This is a genomic window from Selenomonas oralis (genome assembly GCF_051603425.1).
Taxonomy (GTDB): Bacteria; Bacillota; Negativicutes; order Selenomonadales; family Selenomonadaceae; genus Selenomonas; species Selenomonas sputigena_A.
Map to the genome: position 1 here is coordinate 2,305,959 of NZ_CP194411.1, position 15,301 is coordinate 2,321,259.

A 15,301-nucleotide genomic window follows, 5' to 3' on the forward strand; every position below is an offset into this window, starting at 1 on the left:
GTACCTGGTACTCCCATATACGAAAAGGCTGCCGCAGTCTTGCTGCAACAGCCTTTCGCGTGCCTTTTACTGCTTCTTTATCAATTTAACAGCTTCCGAAAGAGGAGGGATGATCTGCTTCTTACGTGACATAACGCCTGGCAAATAAATATGAGTACCACTGGCATCTTTATGAAAAGCCTCACCTATCAGCGTCTTGGGCGACCCCGTATAAAGAAGGCATGTGCCTTCTTCAATGATGTCCGTGACCATGACCAGGCTCATGTCATAGCCTTCCTGCTTGCAGACAAGTTTCATGCTCTTAATGAGCTCGGCCTCGATATCCATTACTTCTTTCGTATCCATGACAGAAATCTGGCTCACAATGATACGATAATCGCCTATCTGGAATTCCTTCATATCGTTCTTAGTGATTTCCATCGGAGACATATTGCCAATTCCCGAGCCGGCCTTGAGCATTGCCATACCATATTCCATAATATCAACATCCGCAATTTCTGCCAGACGTTCCGCTGTTTTTTTGTCATATGGCGTGCAGGTCGGTGATTTGAAAAGCACCGTATCGGAAAGGATAGCAGAGAGCAACAATCCTGCAATTGCAGGAGGAATATCGACATCCCTATGCCAATGCATGTTGGCGACAATCGTTGCCGTACAACCTACGGGCTCTTGACGCGTAAAAATCGGTTCACTTGTCTGTATGCCGCCAAGACGATGATGGTCAATGATTTCTAAAATCTTGGCTTCTTCAATACCTTCAACAGCCTGTCCGCGTTCGTTATGATCGACAAGAATTACGCGCTCACGCTCTGGCACCATGAGCATATCCTTGCTTACCAGCCCAACGAGCTTACCATTTTCCACAACAGGATAATTGCGGTAACTATACTGCTCCATAGTTCCCTTTATATCGCTAAGAAGGTCCAGCGGCTTGAAGGACACCGGTTCTTTTTGCATGATATGCTTGACAGGAACACATTGGTTGATAAGCCGGGCACAAGTATAGGTATCGTAAGGCGTATTGATTATCAACATGTGACGATTTTCTGCCTCTTCAATGACATCTGCCGAAATACGACCATTTCCCGTAACGATCATGCAATCAATTCCCTGCTTAAGGCAATCAATGAGAGTTTCGTCTCTGCGGTCACCAATCAGAACAACATCATGTTCCTTGACAACATCCTGAATCATTGAAATGCTGCCGGCAGCAATACGTACATTACCACGAATTTTACCGCTTTCATCTCCATTGACGATAACCTCACCATCGATGACACGAATTACATCCCGAAAAGAAGCGCCCGCATCAGCTAGGTTCTGCATACTGAGTTCCTTGAAGTAACGTTGTGCAAGATCACTCACAGTCACGATGCCGACAAGCTTCTCTTCTTTATTTACCACAGGAACAGACTTCAGATCATTCTCGCGCATGATTTCGCCAAGATGGCGCAAACTATCATTCTCCTTTACAACAGTTCTGCAATCAAGCGTGATATCCTTGACCCGGGGATAGAGGTCAGTAATAAGAAGCGGTTGTTCCACACGAAAGTGATTCAGTGCAAACTTCGTCTCCTCATTGACTTTGCCGGCACGAGCAGGTACAACATTTTCGCCCATAGCCTGCTTCAAGTGTGCATAGCCAATAGCAGAACAAATGGAATCCGTATCAGGATTGCGATGACCAATCGTATATATCGGTTTCGTATTTTTCATCGAAAAGAAGCCTCCCGTTTTCAGACGATGACATTTCCACGGTTTCCATTATAGCTTACGCGAACAACAAAAATCAAGCCGAACAACAACAGACGAATCATTCAATATAACCCTTGCGGAATCTCCTTTGGCGATTCCTTTTCAACCATATTGATGAATACCAAAACTTAATGCTGTTATATTTAGCAAAACCTTGCCAAAGAAAAGCTTTGCAAAATATCCGAAGCAAAATTATAATACGATATAATAATAAAAAAAAGATCCAAGAAACGAGGACACATCTATGAATTGGCAGATCCCCCAGCTTTATTTCAGCAAGCTCATGCGAGCTGTAGTGGAATTTCAGCTTATCAATGAAGGTGATAAAATTCTCATCGGTATTTCGGGCGGGAAAGATAGTATATTCCTTGCCTATGCCCTTGCCATCCTCAAAAAACGCATGAAGAAAGCGTTTTGTCTTGGAGCTATAACAATCGACCCACAATTCACAAATAATTTTCCTGTCAGAAAAATTGCCTCTTTTTGTGCGGAACTTGATATTCCTTTTACAACATTCCCGGTAAATATTGCCGGCACAATTCATGAGACTCCGAATAAAAATCCTTGTTTTACCTGTGCTTTTTTTCGCCGCGGCGCTATAAATAACTATGCGAAAGAGCATGATTACAACAAGGTTGCCTATGCCCATCACAACGATGATGCAGTAGAAACATTGCTCATGGGGCTTTTGTATTCCGGACAAATTCACACTTTTACACCAAAAACTTATCTTGACCGCACAGGAATCACCGTCATTCGCCCTTTGATCTATTTTCGAGAACAAGAGATTCGCGAGGCTGTTCTGCTGCATGGATTCCGACCTATTCCTTCGCCTTGCCCACTCGACGGTACAACTATGCGACAAGAAGTAAAAGAACTGGTTGCCAACTGGGAGAAAAAAAATCCGCAAATTTATGGCCATTTGGCTGCGGCAATGCGAAAAAATGCAGTCGGAGAACTTTGGCCTGCCGAAAAGACGAGAGATGAAATGCTCGAAACGTATCGTTCATATAAAAGAAGCTCTATTCTCGAACCCCAAACCTAAAATCCCTAGCCATCTGCCATCTTAATTAAAGTAATCCCATCATACGGTGCGCTTGCGGGATAACCCGAACTTCAGGAAGGAGATCCAACGCCCTTGCTTGAAAGTCGAGCAATTTCATGGCTGAAGGTGCAGTCAATCCGCCAAAAGGCGTCACAGGCTGCAAAACAAGAAGCGTATCAGGACTGCTCTCTGCCATAAGATGAACAGCTTGTAGAAATTCTTCGTTACTTGTATTTTCCGCTACTACAATTTTTACATAGGCATCCTTACGGTATACCAATTCCAAGAAACGACGATGTTCCGACCAAAGTGTTTTGCCTGTAACACTTGGCAGTTTAATATCCATACTGATATAAGAAATCATATCGATTACACTTTTCATTTCGTGATAAAGCGTTCCATTCGTCTCGAGAAACAGCGGTGCGTGAAGCAAAGGAGCGAGTGCACGGATAAAATCTGCATGAAGCAACGGCTCACCTCCTGTAAGACTCACCGAGTGATGATGTGCTTTTGCCAACATATCATTGAGGTTTGCGGCAATTATTTCAGCCGAAAGAGGATTTGGCAATTCCTCAAAATTACCCGATCCCGGTATCATTTCCATGTGACAGATGGATGTAGCAGAAAAATCGGTATCACAAAAACGACATTTGATATTGCATCCCGGAAAACGCAAAAACAGCTGGCGCATACCAATATATTTTCCTTCGCCTTGAACAGAAGAAAATATTTCGATAATACTATCGTCCATATCCTATCTTTCCTTACTATATGTCACAGAAGAATGTGCCGACTCCCAAACGCGAATGGCTGCAAGATACGCCGATCCTGCTTGAAAAAGTTCATGTTTTTCTAACACCCTGTAAATATATTGAGCCAGATTTTCTGCCGTTGGATTGATCACACGAAACGGTTCCAACTCATTTAGATATTGGTGATCCAATGCTGCAAGCACTTCCATTAAAGCTGCTTTGGCAAGCTTGAAATCGATCAGCATGCCAAGCTTATCCAATACGGTTCCTCGAATTTGTATTTCAACTTTCCAATTGTGGCCATGCAGGCGGTCGCATTTGCCCGGATAATCAACAATTCGATGTGCAGCTTCAAATTCTCCTTCAACCTTGATCTCAAACATAAAAAAACACTCCTTTTTTACAAACAGGCTGCCGCAGGAGATTGCGGCAGCCTGTTTATTCCTATTTATTGATTGGACAAATCACGAGTATTCTTGACATTGCCGACAATATCGTCGTAACTCATCGAACGCGTATGTTGTGTATGGCTCCATTCATGTTCATTGCGATGTATAAACCCTAAGAAGATGATCGGTATCCATGAATAGATGAACACAGGGTATAGCAGCATATAAAACCATGCTTTCCATCTGACCTGAATTTTCAACAGAATAATCATCGGCAAAATATATTGGCCAAGCATAATAGCCGTCATTAGTTGTGATGGTATGATATTGTAGATATTTGTGTAGAAAGGCGGAAAAGCGGACTGCACATAGCTGATGATAATAAAAAACGTGGAAATCATCAGGAAGTGTGGCTGCAAGAGATAGAGGCAACCGTCCAGGATACGAATATCTCGACGCTTGACTCCTTCTTTAAGCATTTTGGGGATATAGCGATGTGCCACATCAAATTGACCTTGCGCCCAACGCTTGCGTTGCCTCCACGACTGCATGAATGTCAGAGGTTTCTCATCATAAACAATAGCGTCATGCGCCCATGTTGTCTTGATGCCCTCTGCCAGTGATTTCATTGTAAATTCCATATCTTCCGTTAAGCAGGTTGCCCGCCATCCATGGCGTTCGAGGACATCTGTCGCTATGCACATACCAGTACCGCCAAGAACAGCAGACAGGCCGATATTCGTTTTCGCCAAATGACTGATGTGATCAATGACCCAAAACGCGATAGCAAATGTACCAGATATCCATGTATCATACGGATTTTTTGCATCGAGATAACCTTGTATAATACGATCACCTTTAAGCAAACGATTGTTCATCTCTAACAAAAAGCGCGGATGCACAAGATTATCGGCATCAAAAACAACAACAGCGTCATATTTTTTTTCCATTTTGAAAAGCCGTTCAAACATCCATTCCATAGCAAAGCCCTTGCTTTTTTTTGTTGGATGATGTCTCTCACAAACGATACAGCCATAATCATGCGCGATTTCCGCTGTATTGTCATCGCAGTTATCGGCAATAACGTAAATGTCATAAAGATCCTTTGGATATTCCAGAGATTTAAGATTTTGCAAAAGCTGACCGATGACCGCACTTTCATTATGTGCAGCCACAATGACAGCAAATGTCTTTTGAGGTGTAAGAATCTTGTTTTCTTTCCGACGCCACATGCCGCAAAAACCGATAAAGAAATAGTAAAGCGTGAACAATAAAATGATGATTTGCAACGGAACCATCACAATGTCAAACACGTAGTTCATAAAACCTTTTCCCCTTTATCCCATGCTAAAACGCCATTATTTCCTAAGCAGGAACGATAAGCAGAAATTGAAAAGCCCAAAGACAGAGTATGTGCTGAAAAGAGCGAACAACAGTGCACTCAAAAGCGCTTCGCGTCCGAGAAAGAGGATACTCGCAAACAATACCACAGCAAAAATCTTTGACAGAAAGAAAATCTTTTCTCCCTTCCCTTTGAAATCCGGATAGTGCACCTGACTGACCATTAGGTAAGCCACAATAAGCATCGCGAACGGAAATGCAGGTGCAAGAGCAGTTGTTTCCAAACCAACGGAGCGAAAAAACCATATCGCAGTTGCCACAAGGCATCCTCCCGCAGGAATCGCGAGCCCCATAAAAAAACCATGCACCACAGAAACATTTACATTAAAACGAGCCAAACGCCAAGCGCCGCAAAGAGCAAAGATTATGGCAACAGCCCAACCAAAATAACCATAGTCTTTAAGACAGTAAACATATGCTAAAAAAGCCGGGGCAATACCAAAGGAAACAAGGTCACAAAGGGAATCCATCTCCTTGCCAATTTCACTGCTGACACCAAAAAAGCGCGCAGCTCGTCCATCGAGGCCATCTGCTACAAGAGCAAGGAGAATAAACAAGGATCCTAGCGTATAATCTTGACTATAGGTGCAGAGAATAGAACAAATGCCGAGTACAAGGTTGGCAGAAGTCAACATATTAGGAATCAAGCTCTTGTACATGCCTATTTCAACCTCCCAATTATTGTCTCGCCTCCGGTGACTTTGTCACCTTTTTGCACTAAAATCTCTACTTCAGCAGGCACGACAAGTTCCGTGCATGAACCAAAGCGAATCAATCCATAGAGTTCTCCCTTTTCCAACATATCATCCAGTGTAACCCATGAAACGATTCGACGTGCAAGAATTCCTGCAATTTGTGTAACTGTTACACGCAAGCGTTCATTTTCAATCCCGATCATATGACGTTCATTTTCAAATCCGACAGAGTCTTTGTAGGCCGGCTTAAAACGACCACAGACATACTTTTGTATCTTGATTTCACCTTCGATTGGACTGCGATTTACATGAACATCAAATACCGAAAGAAAAATAACAACTTTTTTGCATGGCTGCTTCAAAAAATCATCGTCTGGCAGGGAAACAACTTCCTGCACCGTGCCATCAGCCGGAGAAACAATGGCAAGTGGATCAGAGGGTATATTTCTATGAGGATTGCGGAAAAAATATGCAAAATAAGCAGCCAAAACAACAAAAGGGACTACAATATAGGGATGTGCCGCCAACCCAAGGATAAGCCCGAGAACAAGAGCGGCGATAATGAAAATATACCCTTCTCGAACAATAGGAAACCTCGCCATAGGCATTACCTCCACAAATATTTTGGGCAAGCAAATAATCTGCAGGTTAAAAATCTCTGCAGATTATTAATATCAAACACCTCATTAAAGGAAAAGTCATCTGTCTAGCTCCCCGCCTTGGCACACCTTCTCATCATTTACCATTAAGGTCAATATACAGAAAATCATTAGACCTGACGGTAACATCTATACCAAATCGGGCAACCTCATGTCATCAAGGCTTCTTTCATTATAGTCGAGAGTTTTTTCTTTGTCTACTTTTTTTATAGGCCATCACCTTAAAAACAAAACGCGGCAAAGCCAATAGCCTCCCCGCTCGTTTTGGCTGCAAAGCCCCCCGGAAAAGCCACTCAAGCTTCGCCTTTTGCATCCAGCGCGGAGCCCGCTTCATCACCCCTGCCATGACATCGAGAGTGCCGCCAACACCTATAGAAACAGGAATTGAAAGCTGTTCCATATGGGTCGCAAGCCATTTTTCTTGTTTGGGAACACCGAGTGCAACGAGAAGGACATCTGGTGCAGCTTCCTTGATTTCGCGCAATATTTCTGGCTCATCTGCCGCCGAAAAATACCCGTTGCGTATCCCTACAACAGATATGCCAGGATAAAGCTTTTCTGCTTTCTTCTTCGCACATTCTGCCACCCCCGGTGCAGAACCAAAGAAAAAAAAGCGATATCCTTTCCTTGGGGCTTCCCGCATGAGTTCCTGTGCAAGATCATATCCCGCGACACGTTCCGGCATCGCGTACCCTAAATGATGCGCCGCCCAAACGGTACCTGCACCGTCAGGTACAACGAGAGCAGCATTATTCAGGATATCTCTCAGTTCACAATCGTATGTTGCCCGCATAATCATTTCAGCATTTGCCGTAGCAATAAGCACAGATTTTTTTTGTTCGATGAAACTTTCAATTCGTTTTACAGCTTCCTTCATAGTCAGGGAATCCACATGAATTCCTAAAATATCGACCCTTTTTCCCAACATGCGGAAACCTCCAAGCTTAAAAACCAAAAAAAACTTTTGCCCGTTCTATATCACGATGAATTTGTCCCACAAGTTCATTGGCATCAGAAAATTTTCTTTCCCCACGTAATTTCCCAAGAAATTCCGTCTTGATTTTCTTGCCGTAAAGATCCGCATCAAAATGAAGTAAATGAATTTCCAATCGTCGTTCTTTTCCGCCAAAAGTAGGATTTGAACCAATATTGGCAACTCCCGGCCAAATCTTGCCCATGAGATGCACGTTCACAGCATAAACACCATTGGGTAAAAGTGCATAAGAATCATCAAGCGAGACATTCGCTGTAGGAAATCCAAGCGTACGGCCACGCTGTTGTCCATAGACGACAATCCCCGTATAAGAAAGCGGCCATTTCAGATAATCATTTACACGAGTGAGATCCCCTTCAGCAATCAAGGCACGAACCAAAGTGCTGCTCACCATTTTACCATCACGTTGGACTGATTTTCCAATCTGCGGTACGAAACCGTAGTTCCTTCCTTCACTTTCTAAAAATGAAATGTCCCCTTTTCCCTGAAAACCAAACGTGTAATTTGTTCCCACGACGATATAGGAGGGCGCAAAATTTTCTTGAAGCAATTTAAGGAAACCCTCTGGCGAAATTGCAGAAAAATCATGGCTAAAAGATACATTCATTAGAATATCCACGCCAAGAGCTTCAATGATTTCTTCTTTCGAGGCCGTATCACGAATTTTTTTTGGTGCACGACCCGGAAACAGGATGGAGAGCGGATGTTCTTGAAAAGTAAAAGCCATACTGAGTCCATTGATATCGCCAGCAAGTTCCTGGGCTCTCCTCAGGATGCTTTGATGACCGATATGGATTCCATCGAAAGTTCCCAAAGCGATGACAATCTTCTCGTAGGAATCGGACAAACGTGTAATTTTGGAAAACCGCAGCATGGATCAATCTCCCTGTGATGAACGACACAATTCAATTTCGTGTCTCTCGAAATATCTTGGTTGGATAAAGCTCGTGTTTCTCCATATCATAGCGCCCAATACCGATAAAATTTCCTTCACCATAAACACGAAGGATATTTTCTGTCGGTAAAGGTCTTATATTGCCTGTAGAAAGACCATTACAAAATGGTTTGATACGATGCGAAGCAATTTCACAACGTGGCAAATGCGCAATTGCCGCGTCAAGAGGCAAAAGTGCTGTTTCTTTAACTTTTGCCGTCTCTTCCAAGGTAAAAGAATCTTGCAGCGAAAACCGGCCAACCTTTTTGCGTAAAAGAAATCCCATTGTTGCAGGAATCCCAATACTTGTGCCAAAGTCTTGACAAAAACTGCGGACATAGGTCCCTTTTGAACAAATCATATCGAGAAGTACACGAGAACCACACTGTTCAATAAAATGCAAGCCATAAATTTTTACGCGCCTTGCAGGAAGTTTCACATCATGTTTTTCACGCGCCAATGCATACGCTCTTTTCCCCTGAATCTTAAGAGCCGAATAGGCGGGCGGCCGCTGCATAATATCTCCGACGAATTCTTGGAGTTTCTTCTCAATAACATCTTTCCCTGGGACGCAGAATTCTGCAAGATGCTCCAAAACTTCACCACCGACATCCCCTGTATCTGTCGAAAAACCAAAAAGCAATTCCAAACGATACGATTTCTGGGCAACGGACAAGTATTCAACAAGTCGCGTGGCCTTTCCTACAGCGACAGGTAAAACCCCGGCTGCTCCAGGATCTAAAGTCCCTGCATGACCGACTTGTTTCGTGCAAAAAATTTTGCGGATATATCCTACGACATCATGTGAAGTCATACCAGGTGGTTTCAAGATGTTGAGAAAACCTTCTGCCATTATTTTTTCTCCAGTGCCTTGCCAATAGCCTCCAGAATCGTACGTTTCGCTTCTTCAAATGTCATCTTCAACGTGCAGCCAGCGGCTCTTTCGTGTCCGCCGCCAGAAAAGTCAGCAGCAATACAGCTGACATCCGTCTTTTTAGAACGCATACTGATACGAAATACTCCTTCGGACTTCCATTTGAGGAGAAGAGAGATATCACTTTCTTCCACAGCACGAAGGGCATCAATAAGCCCTTCTGTGGAATCGAATTGTTCTGCTGCTGCACGATTGAGGAAGATTCCTGCCAGCTTTCCATCATAAAAAAGTTCTGTCGTTTCAACAGCCTTTGCCATTTGCACAATGCGCTCGAAAGGTTTCGCTTCTACCGCTTCAGAGATGATTCCAGGCTCTGCGCCATACTCCACGAGTTCAGCAGCCGCCCGCATTGTAAAAGGTGTTGTATTGGGAAATCGGAAAAACCCTGTGTCCGTTGCTATACCTGTGTAAACTGCCATAGCTATTTCCTTTGTCATCTTGGCCTTCATTTCTTTCAGCAATCGATATATAATCTCCGCTGTAGCCGCACTATCCGAATCAAGGTAAACAGCCTGACATGACAGATCATTTGTGACATGATGGTCAATATTGAGCACCTGTGTGGCAGAAACACTTTCCCTTACTGCCCCCACGCGTTCGATGTTGGTATCCAATATAAGCAATACATCCGCCGTTTCTTTTTCGCTCCCCACTTCAGACGGACGATCAATATTTTCCACACCAGGAAGAACAGAAAAATTCTTGGGAATATCATCGTCGATAAGCACACGTACATTTTTTCCGATCCCTCGAAGATAGTGCATCATCCCGAGGCAAGAACCAATAGCATCCCCATCAGGATTGACATGCGCTGTTATAACAATATTTTTTGCCGCTAGAAGCATATCGCCGGCTTCTTTTAATGGAATCCGCATTCTTTAATTCCTCACTCTTCCAATTCGTATTTCTTCTCATTGTTCAAGCGCATAAGAATTTCTTGGATGTGTGAACTATACATCAGAGAGCGATCCGGTTCAAAGGAAATCTCTGGTGTAAAACGCAGCCTTATGCGCTTGCCTATTTCCCGACGTATGAATCCCAGCGAACTCTTGAGCCCTTCAAAAGTATTCTTAATGGCATCGTCATTTCCCATGATACTTACAAAGATTTTTGCTTCCCTAAGATCACCGGTCATTTCTACCTTGGTCACCGTGATGAAACCGATGCGAGGATCTTTCAGTTCATATAAGAGAATTTGGCTGATTTCCTGTTTCACCAATTCCTGCACTTTCTCTATGCGAAGCTGGCCCAATTACCCTCACACCCCTTGAGCATCACTATCCGATACATCCTTTTTTTGTTGTTCTTGTTCACGCCTTTTATCAGCCGCTTCCTTATTGGCTTCCGTGATGGATGTTTCGATCTCTTCCATTGTATAAGCTTCGATGATATCGCCTTCACGGAAATCCCGATAATCTTTAATGGTAATACCACACTCATAACCAGCCGCAACTTCTTTGACATCATCCTTGAAACGACGCAAGGAATCGATTTCTCCATCAAAAGCAACAATATTATCACGGATAATACGAATCTTAGAGGAATTTGTAATCTTGCCTTCCAATACATAAGAGCCTGCAACAAGAGCCTTGGAAAACTTCATCACCTGACGAATTTCCACCTTGCCCTGCACAACTTCCTTGTACTTAGGCGCCAACATGCCGGACATAGCATCCTTGACATCATTGAGTGCATCGTATATCACGCGGTACGTTCGTATATCAATATCTTCCGTATCCGCAACACGACGCGCATTAGCATCCGGACGCACATTAAAAGCGATAATCAAGGCATTGGAGGCAGACGCGAGCATAACATCAGATTCATTGACTGCACCAACACCTGAATGGACAATGCTGACACGCACTTCATCGTTTTTGTTCAGCGAGAGCAAAGAACTGGCCAATGCCTCTACAGAACCCTGAACATCTGCCTTGATGACAATATTGAGATCCTTGATATTGCCATCCTGTATCTGCTGAAAGAGATCATCCAGTGAAACCTTCTTGCTGCGGATCAATTCTGTGCGTTTCTTTTCAATGCGCTTCCCGGCAATTGACCTCGCCAATTTCTCCTCCAAGGCAGCGAGTACGTCGCCAGCCTCAGGAACATCCGAGAGTCCAAGAACTTCGACAGGGACGGACGGTCCGGCCTTCTTCACATTTTCGCCGCGATCATTAATCATGGCACGAACCTTGCCAAAGGTTGTTCCAGCAATAATCGAATCGCCAATTCTCAGCGTGCCGTTTTGCACAAGAACAGTGGCAACAGGACCACGTCCCTTATCAAGTTGTGCTTCAATGATAACGCCACGTGCATCTCGATTCGGATTCGCTGTAAGCTCCCTGACCTCGGCAACAAGAAGAACCATCTCAAGAAGATCGTTTAAACCGGTTTTCTGTTTGGCCGAAACCGGCACCATGATAGTATCCCCACCCCAATCCTCGGGAATAAGCTCATGCTCGGCAAGTTCTTGCTTCACATGATCGGGATTAGCGCCAGGCTTATCAATTTTGTTGATGGCAACAATAATCGGTACACCGGCTGATTTTGCATGATGAATGGCCTCAACGGTCTGTGGCATCACACCATCATCTGCCGCAACAACAAGAATCGCAATATCCGTTACTTGAGCACCACGGGCACGCATGGCAGTAAAGGCTTCATGTCCAGGCGTATCGAGAAAAACAATCTTTTTGCCTTGGCACATGACCTGATAGGCGCCGATATGCTGTGTGATACCACCAGCTTCATGCGTCGATACCGAAGTTTTGCGAATTGCGTCGAGCAGTGAAGTTTTTCCATGATCAACATGCCCCATGACCGTCACGACAGGCGGCCGCCCAACAAGGGTCTTGGGATCATCCTCGATCTCTGGAATCTCTGTGGGATCCGTCTCAGGGGGCAATTCTTCACACGTAACACCAAACTCAATGGCGACAAGAGCGGCTGTTTCATAGTCAATTTCCTGATTGATTGTCGCCATAATACCCATGAGCATAAGTTTTTTGATAACTTCTGTCGCCGTATAACTCATCTTGCTGGCAAGATCTTTAACAGCGATACTTTCCCCAACTTTGATATGTGTTGGATGCGCAATCTCAACCTTTGGAGCCTGTGGTTTCTGTCGTTGATTATTGCGATTGCGATTGTTTTTACCAGCCCTGCTGCGGTTATTGTTCATGGCACCGCCACGGTTATTCCAGTTGCCGGAATTTCCGGCATTTCCAGTACGACCGTCACTGCGTCCACGATTGCTTTGTTGATTGGCATTTGCACCACGGTTTCCCTGTGCTGAAGATCGATTATTACTGCGGGAGAAACCGCTGCTCGTTCCTGTTCCAGAGCTGCCGGTTTGTGTACGCTTTTGCTGCGGCGTACCGGAACGGCGTTGCCCGCTCACCTGCCCCGTCCCCGCAGCGCCTCCTTGCGCGGAGCGATTGCCGCGCTGTATGCCATTCTGGGAGCCACGCTCCTTCTTGACATTTGCCTGCTGACCCTGTTGCCGTTTCTGGTTTGCATTCCCCTGCTCATTTCCTGAGTTCACCGCAAGGGGCTTTTTTACAGCCGTCGAAACACTTTTTTCTCCAACATCCGTTCCTTTTTTGGGCGCAAAAGTACGTACTAACACAGCACGCTCTTCTTCCCCAACACTGCTCATGTGATTGGCCACACGAAAATTATTGCGTGTCAAGATATTCAGGACAACTTTGCTCTCTGTATGGAATTCTTTTGCCAGTTCATAAACCCTATACTTCGACATCAATCCACCCCCGTCAAACTTCACTCTCCACGGACTCCGCAGCCTCGGGAAAAACCTCTTTCCTCAAAGCTTCATATATAGCGGTTTCCATCTTATTTTTGAAAGCTTTTTCAAAGCCGTGTTCTTTCACTGCACGATGGAAGCATTCTTTATTACGACAAATATACGCTCCCCGACCAGGACTTTTACCTGTTATATCCACAAAATACTCATTGTTTGGACTACGAACAACACGCAGCATATCCTTTTTAGGATATACTGTTCTACACCCTATGCACATACGCTGTGGGTTCCTTTTCGAATCAGCCATATCAGTCACCCTCAGCCGTAAAAGCTTCCTCACCCGTCACTTCAATGACATCCATGCCATCATCAAGAGTTTCTTCCGCCGCCTGGGTTTCGCTCTTTATATCAATCTTCCAGCCTGTCAACTTAGCTGCCAGGCGAACATTTTGTCCTTCTTTGCCAATAGCAAGAGAAAGTTGATACCCAGGCACTACGACTCGTGACTCTTTCGCTTCCTCGTTGATGGCAACTGAGATAACTTTAGCAGGGCTCAAGGCGTTGGCTATGAATTTTGCCGGCTCAGGATTCCACTTGACGATATCAATTTTTTCATTGCGCAGCTCATCTACAACCGCCTGTACCCGCAATCCCTTGTGTCCGACACTGGAACCAACAGGATCGACATTTTCATCCTTGGAATACACAGCAATTTTGGAACGCATCCCAGGCTCCCTCGCCACTGACTTGATTTCCACAATGCCTTCTTGAATTTCTGGAACCTCAAGCTCAAAGAGGCGCTTCAAAAGACCGGGATGTGTCCTTGAGACAAGCACCTGAGGTCCTTTCACAGTTTTGCAAACCTCGATAATATACGCCTTTAGGCGATCGTTATGATGATATTCCTCTCCCGGGATTTGTTCCGTCGGAGTTAGGACGGCTTCTGTTTTGCCAAGGTCGATAAAAATATTTCTTGCCTCAATCCGCTGTATGATGCCTGTAACAACATCGCCTTCCCTGTTAGAAAACTCTTCATAGACTATACCGCGTTCTGCTTCACGGATACGTTGCACAACCACTTGCTTGGCAGTCTGTGCGGCGATGCGTCCAAAATTTGCCGGAGTCACTTCAATTTCAATGATATCATCCAGCTCGTATTCTTTTTTTATGGCCCTTGCTTCCCCCAAGGAAATTTCCTCGATATTATCCAGAACCTCTTCCACGACCGTTTTAATAGCGTAGACATGATATTTTCCGGTTTGACGATCAAGAACGACACGAACATTCTGAGCCGCATTGAAATTCCGTTTGTAAGCAGAAATGAGTGCCGCTTCTATTGCGTCAAAAAGCACCTCAGAATCAATTCCCTTTTCCTTCCCCAGCTCATGTACCGCCTCCAAAAAGTTACGGTCATTATCGTTCTTTTTTTCCTTCTCTTTCCTACTAGCCAACGTTCTTCCTCCCATGGTTAAAAATCTAGGTGCAGCCGCACTTGCGCTATATTTTTTAAGGACAATTTCAACTTTTCATCAAGCATAATAGATTTTTCTGCCCGATCATAACCCGTTAATGTTCCCGTGATGCTTTTCTTCCCCTCGATCGGAGCATACAAAGTCACATCAACAACCTTTTCCATTTCACGTTCAAAATCACGTTCCTTCCGCAGCACCCTGTCCAGTCCCGGAGAAGAAACTTCCAAGATATAAGCTTCTTTAATCAAATCTTTTTCATCAAGAATTTTTTCCAGTTTCTCGCTAACCTTTTGACAGTCTTCAATTTCAATGCCATTTTTTTTATCGAGATAAACGCGCAGATACCACGCATGTTCCCTGACATACTCAACATCCACAACTTCCATATCCGACCCTTGCAAAATATCTTGCACAAGTTCTTCTACCGTTTGTTCTATGTGCTTTGCCACAAAAGTCCTCCTCCTTGATCAGGGAATTTCCGGACAAGAATCCATTTAAGATAGTT

At 44.3% G+C, this 15,301-nt stretch carries 16 protein-coding genes; 1 reads left to right on the plus strand and 15 read right to left on the minus strand.

Features of this window, described 5'->3' with window-relative positions:
- Nucleotides 1-66: 66 nt before the first annotated feature.
- Nucleotides 67-1,716 (minus strand): putative manganese-dependent inorganic diphosphatase, encoded by a 1,650-nt coding sequence (locus ACRTGH_RS10910; protein WP_368846010.1) that lies wholly within the window; start codon nt 1,714-1,716, stop codon nt 67-69.
- Nucleotides 1,717-1,999: 283 nt separating this feature from the next.
- On the opposite strand from ACRTGH_RS10910, the gene ACRTGH_RS10915 reads away from it, so the two are divergent.
- The gene (locus ACRTGH_RS10915; RefSeq protein WP_368846009.1) at nt 2,000-2,800 is read left to right on the plus strand and encodes a tRNA 2-thiocytidine biosynthesis TtcA family protein; all 801 of its coding nucleotides are present in this window, start codon (nt 2,000-2,002) and stop codon (nt 2,798-2,800) included.
- A gap of 25 nt (nt 2,801-2,825) precedes the next feature.
- On the opposite strand, the gene ACRTGH_RS10920 is transcribed toward ACRTGH_RS10915, so the two are convergent.
- From ACRTGH_RS10920 to ACRTGH_RS10985, 14 genes are all read right to left on the minus strand, one after another.
- A complete protein-coding gene (locus tag ACRTGH_RS10920; protein ID WP_368846008.1) occupies nt 2,826-3,551 on the minus strand; it encodes a 7-carboxy-7-deazaguanine synthase QueE in 726 nt (241 codons plus the stop codon).
- A 3-nt stretch (nt 3,552-3,554) separates the two neighbouring features.
- Nucleotides 3,555-3,935 (minus strand): 6-carboxytetrahydropterin synthase QueD, encoded by a 381-nt coding sequence (gene queD, locus ACRTGH_RS10925; RefSeq protein ID WP_368846007.1) that lies wholly within the window; start codon nt 3,933-3,935, stop codon nt 3,555-3,557.
- Between the two features lie 65 nt (nt 3,936-4,000).
- A complete protein-coding gene (locus ACRTGH_RS10930) occupies nt 4,001-5,263 on the minus strand; it encodes a glycosyltransferase family 2 protein (protein ID WP_368846006.1) in 1,263 nt (420 codons plus the stop codon).
- 36 nt (nt 5,264-5,299) lie between these two features.
- Entirely contained in the window at nt 5,300-6,001 is a 702-nt protein-coding gene (gene pssA / locus ACRTGH_RS10935; RefSeq protein ID WP_368846005.1) for a CDP-diacylglycerol--serine O-phosphatidyltransferase, read from the minus strand.
- 2 nt (nt 6,002-6,003) lie between these two features.
- Nucleotides 6,004-6,639, minus strand: a complete 636-nt coding sequence (locus tag ACRTGH_RS10940; RefSeq protein WP_368846004.1) for a phosphatidylserine decarboxylase family protein — start codon at nt 6,637-6,639, stop codon at nt 6,004-6,006.
- Nucleotides 6,640-6,868: 229 nt separating this feature from the next.
- A complete protein-coding gene (locus tag ACRTGH_RS10945) occupies nt 6,869-7,624 on the minus strand; it encodes a WecB/TagA/CpsF family glycosyltransferase (protein WP_368846003.1) in 756 nt (251 codons plus the stop codon).
- A 16-nt stretch (nt 7,625-7,640) separates the two neighbouring features.
- A complete protein-coding gene (locus ACRTGH_RS10950; protein ID WP_368846002.1) occupies nt 7,641-8,564 on the minus strand; it encodes a bifunctional riboflavin kinase/FAD synthetase in 924 nt (307 codons plus the stop codon).
- Nucleotides 8,565-8,595: 31 nt separating this feature from the next.
- On the minus strand, nt 8,596-9,477 hold the full coding sequence (truB, locus tag ACRTGH_RS10955) for a tRNA pseudouridine(55) synthase TruB (protein WP_368846001.1): 882 nt from the start codon (nt 9,475-9,477) through the stop codon (nt 8,596-8,598).
- Entirely contained in the window at nt 9,477-10,433 is a 957-nt protein-coding gene (locus tag ACRTGH_RS10960; RefSeq protein ID WP_368846000.1) for a DHH family phosphoesterase, read from the minus strand. The genes truB and ACRTGH_RS10960 overlap by 1 nt, the downstream gene beginning before the upstream one ends.
- An 11-nt stretch (nt 10,434-10,444) precedes the next feature.
- On the minus strand, nt 10,445-10,810 hold the full coding sequence (gene rbfA / locus ACRTGH_RS10965; protein ID WP_368845999.1) for a 30S ribosome-binding factor RbfA: 366 nt from the start codon (nt 10,808-10,810) through the stop codon (nt 10,445-10,447).
- 6 nt (nt 10,811-10,816) lie between these two features.
- Nucleotides 10,817-13,321 (minus strand): translation initiation factor IF-2, encoded by a 2,505-nt coding sequence (infB, locus tag ACRTGH_RS10970; RefSeq protein ID WP_368845998.1) that lies wholly within the window; start codon nt 13,319-13,321, stop codon nt 10,817-10,819.
- Nucleotides 13,322-13,334: 13 nt separating this feature from the next.
- Entirely contained in the window at nt 13,335-13,631 is a 297-nt protein-coding gene (gene rnpM / locus ACRTGH_RS10975) for an RNase P modulator RnpM (protein ID WP_368845997.1), read from the minus strand.
- Between the two features lies 1 nt (nt 13,632).
- Nucleotides 13,633-14,724, minus strand: a complete 1,092-nt coding sequence (gene nusA / locus ACRTGH_RS10980; RefSeq protein ID WP_438474888.1) for a transcription termination factor NusA — start codon at nt 14,722-14,724, stop codon at nt 13,633-13,635.
- Nucleotides 14,725-14,792: 68 nt separating this feature from the next.
- Nucleotides 14,793-15,245, minus strand: coding sequence for a ribosome maturation factor RimP (locus tag ACRTGH_RS10985; RefSeq protein WP_368845995.1), 453 nt, complete (start codon nt 15,243-15,245; stop codon nt 14,793-14,795).
- Nucleotides 15,246-15,301 lie beyond the last annotated feature (56 nt).

What these genes read in the sequence shown, in the direction of transcription:
- ACRTGH_RS10915 (WP_368846009.1), top strand. Translation starts at nt 2,000, where the DNA reads ATGAATTGGCAGATCCCCCAGCTTTATTTCAGCAAGCTCATGCGAGCT.
- truB (WP_368846001.1), bottom strand. Translation starts at nt 9,477, where the DNA reads ATGGCAGAAGGTTTTCTCAACATCTTGAAACCACCTGGTATGACTTCA.
- ACRTGH_RS10940 (WP_368846004.1), bottom strand. Translation starts at nt 6,639, where the DNA reads ATGGCGAGGTTTCCTATTGTTCGAGAAGGGTATATTTTCATTATCGCC.
- ACRTGH_RS10950 (WP_368846002.1), bottom strand. Translation starts at nt 8,564, where the DNA reads ATGCTGCGGTTTTCCAAAATTACACGTTTGTCCGATTCCTACGAGAAG.
- rnpM (WP_368845997.1), bottom strand. Translation starts at nt 13,631, where the DNA reads ATGGCTGATTCGAAAAGGAACCCACAGCGTATGTGCATAGGGTGTAGA.
- infB (WP_368845998.1), bottom strand. Translation starts at nt 13,321, where the DNA reads ATGTCGAAGTATAGGGTTTATGAACTGGCAAAAGAATTCCATACAGAG.
- queD (WP_368846007.1), bottom strand. Translation starts at nt 3,935, where the DNA reads ATGTTTGAGATCAAGGTTGAAGGAGAATTTGAAGCTGCACATCGAATT.
- pssA (WP_368846005.1), bottom strand. Translation starts at nt 6,001, where the DNA reads ATGTACAAGAGCTTGATTCCTAATATGTTGACTTCTGCCAACCTTGTA.
- ACRTGH_RS10960 (WP_368846000.1), bottom strand. Translation starts at nt 10,433, where the DNA reads ATGCGGATTCCATTAAAAGAAGCCGGCGATATGCTTCTAGCGGCAAAA.
- ACRTGH_RS10920 (WP_368846008.1), bottom strand. Translation starts at nt 3,551, where the DNA reads ATGGACGATAGTATTATCGAAATATTTTCTTCTGTTCAAGGCGAAGGA.
- ACRTGH_RS10930 (WP_368846006.1), bottom strand. Translation starts at nt 5,263, where the DNA reads ATGAACTACGTGTTTGACATTGTGATGGTTCCGTTGCAAATCATCATT.
- ACRTGH_RS10945 (WP_368846003.1), bottom strand. Translation starts at nt 7,624, where the DNA reads ATGTTGGGAAAAAGGGTCGATATTTTAGGAATTCATGTGGATTCCCTG.
- ACRTGH_RS10910 (WP_368846010.1), bottom strand. Translation starts at nt 1,716, where the DNA reads ATGAAAAATACGAAACCGATATATACGATTGGTCATCGCAATCCTGAT.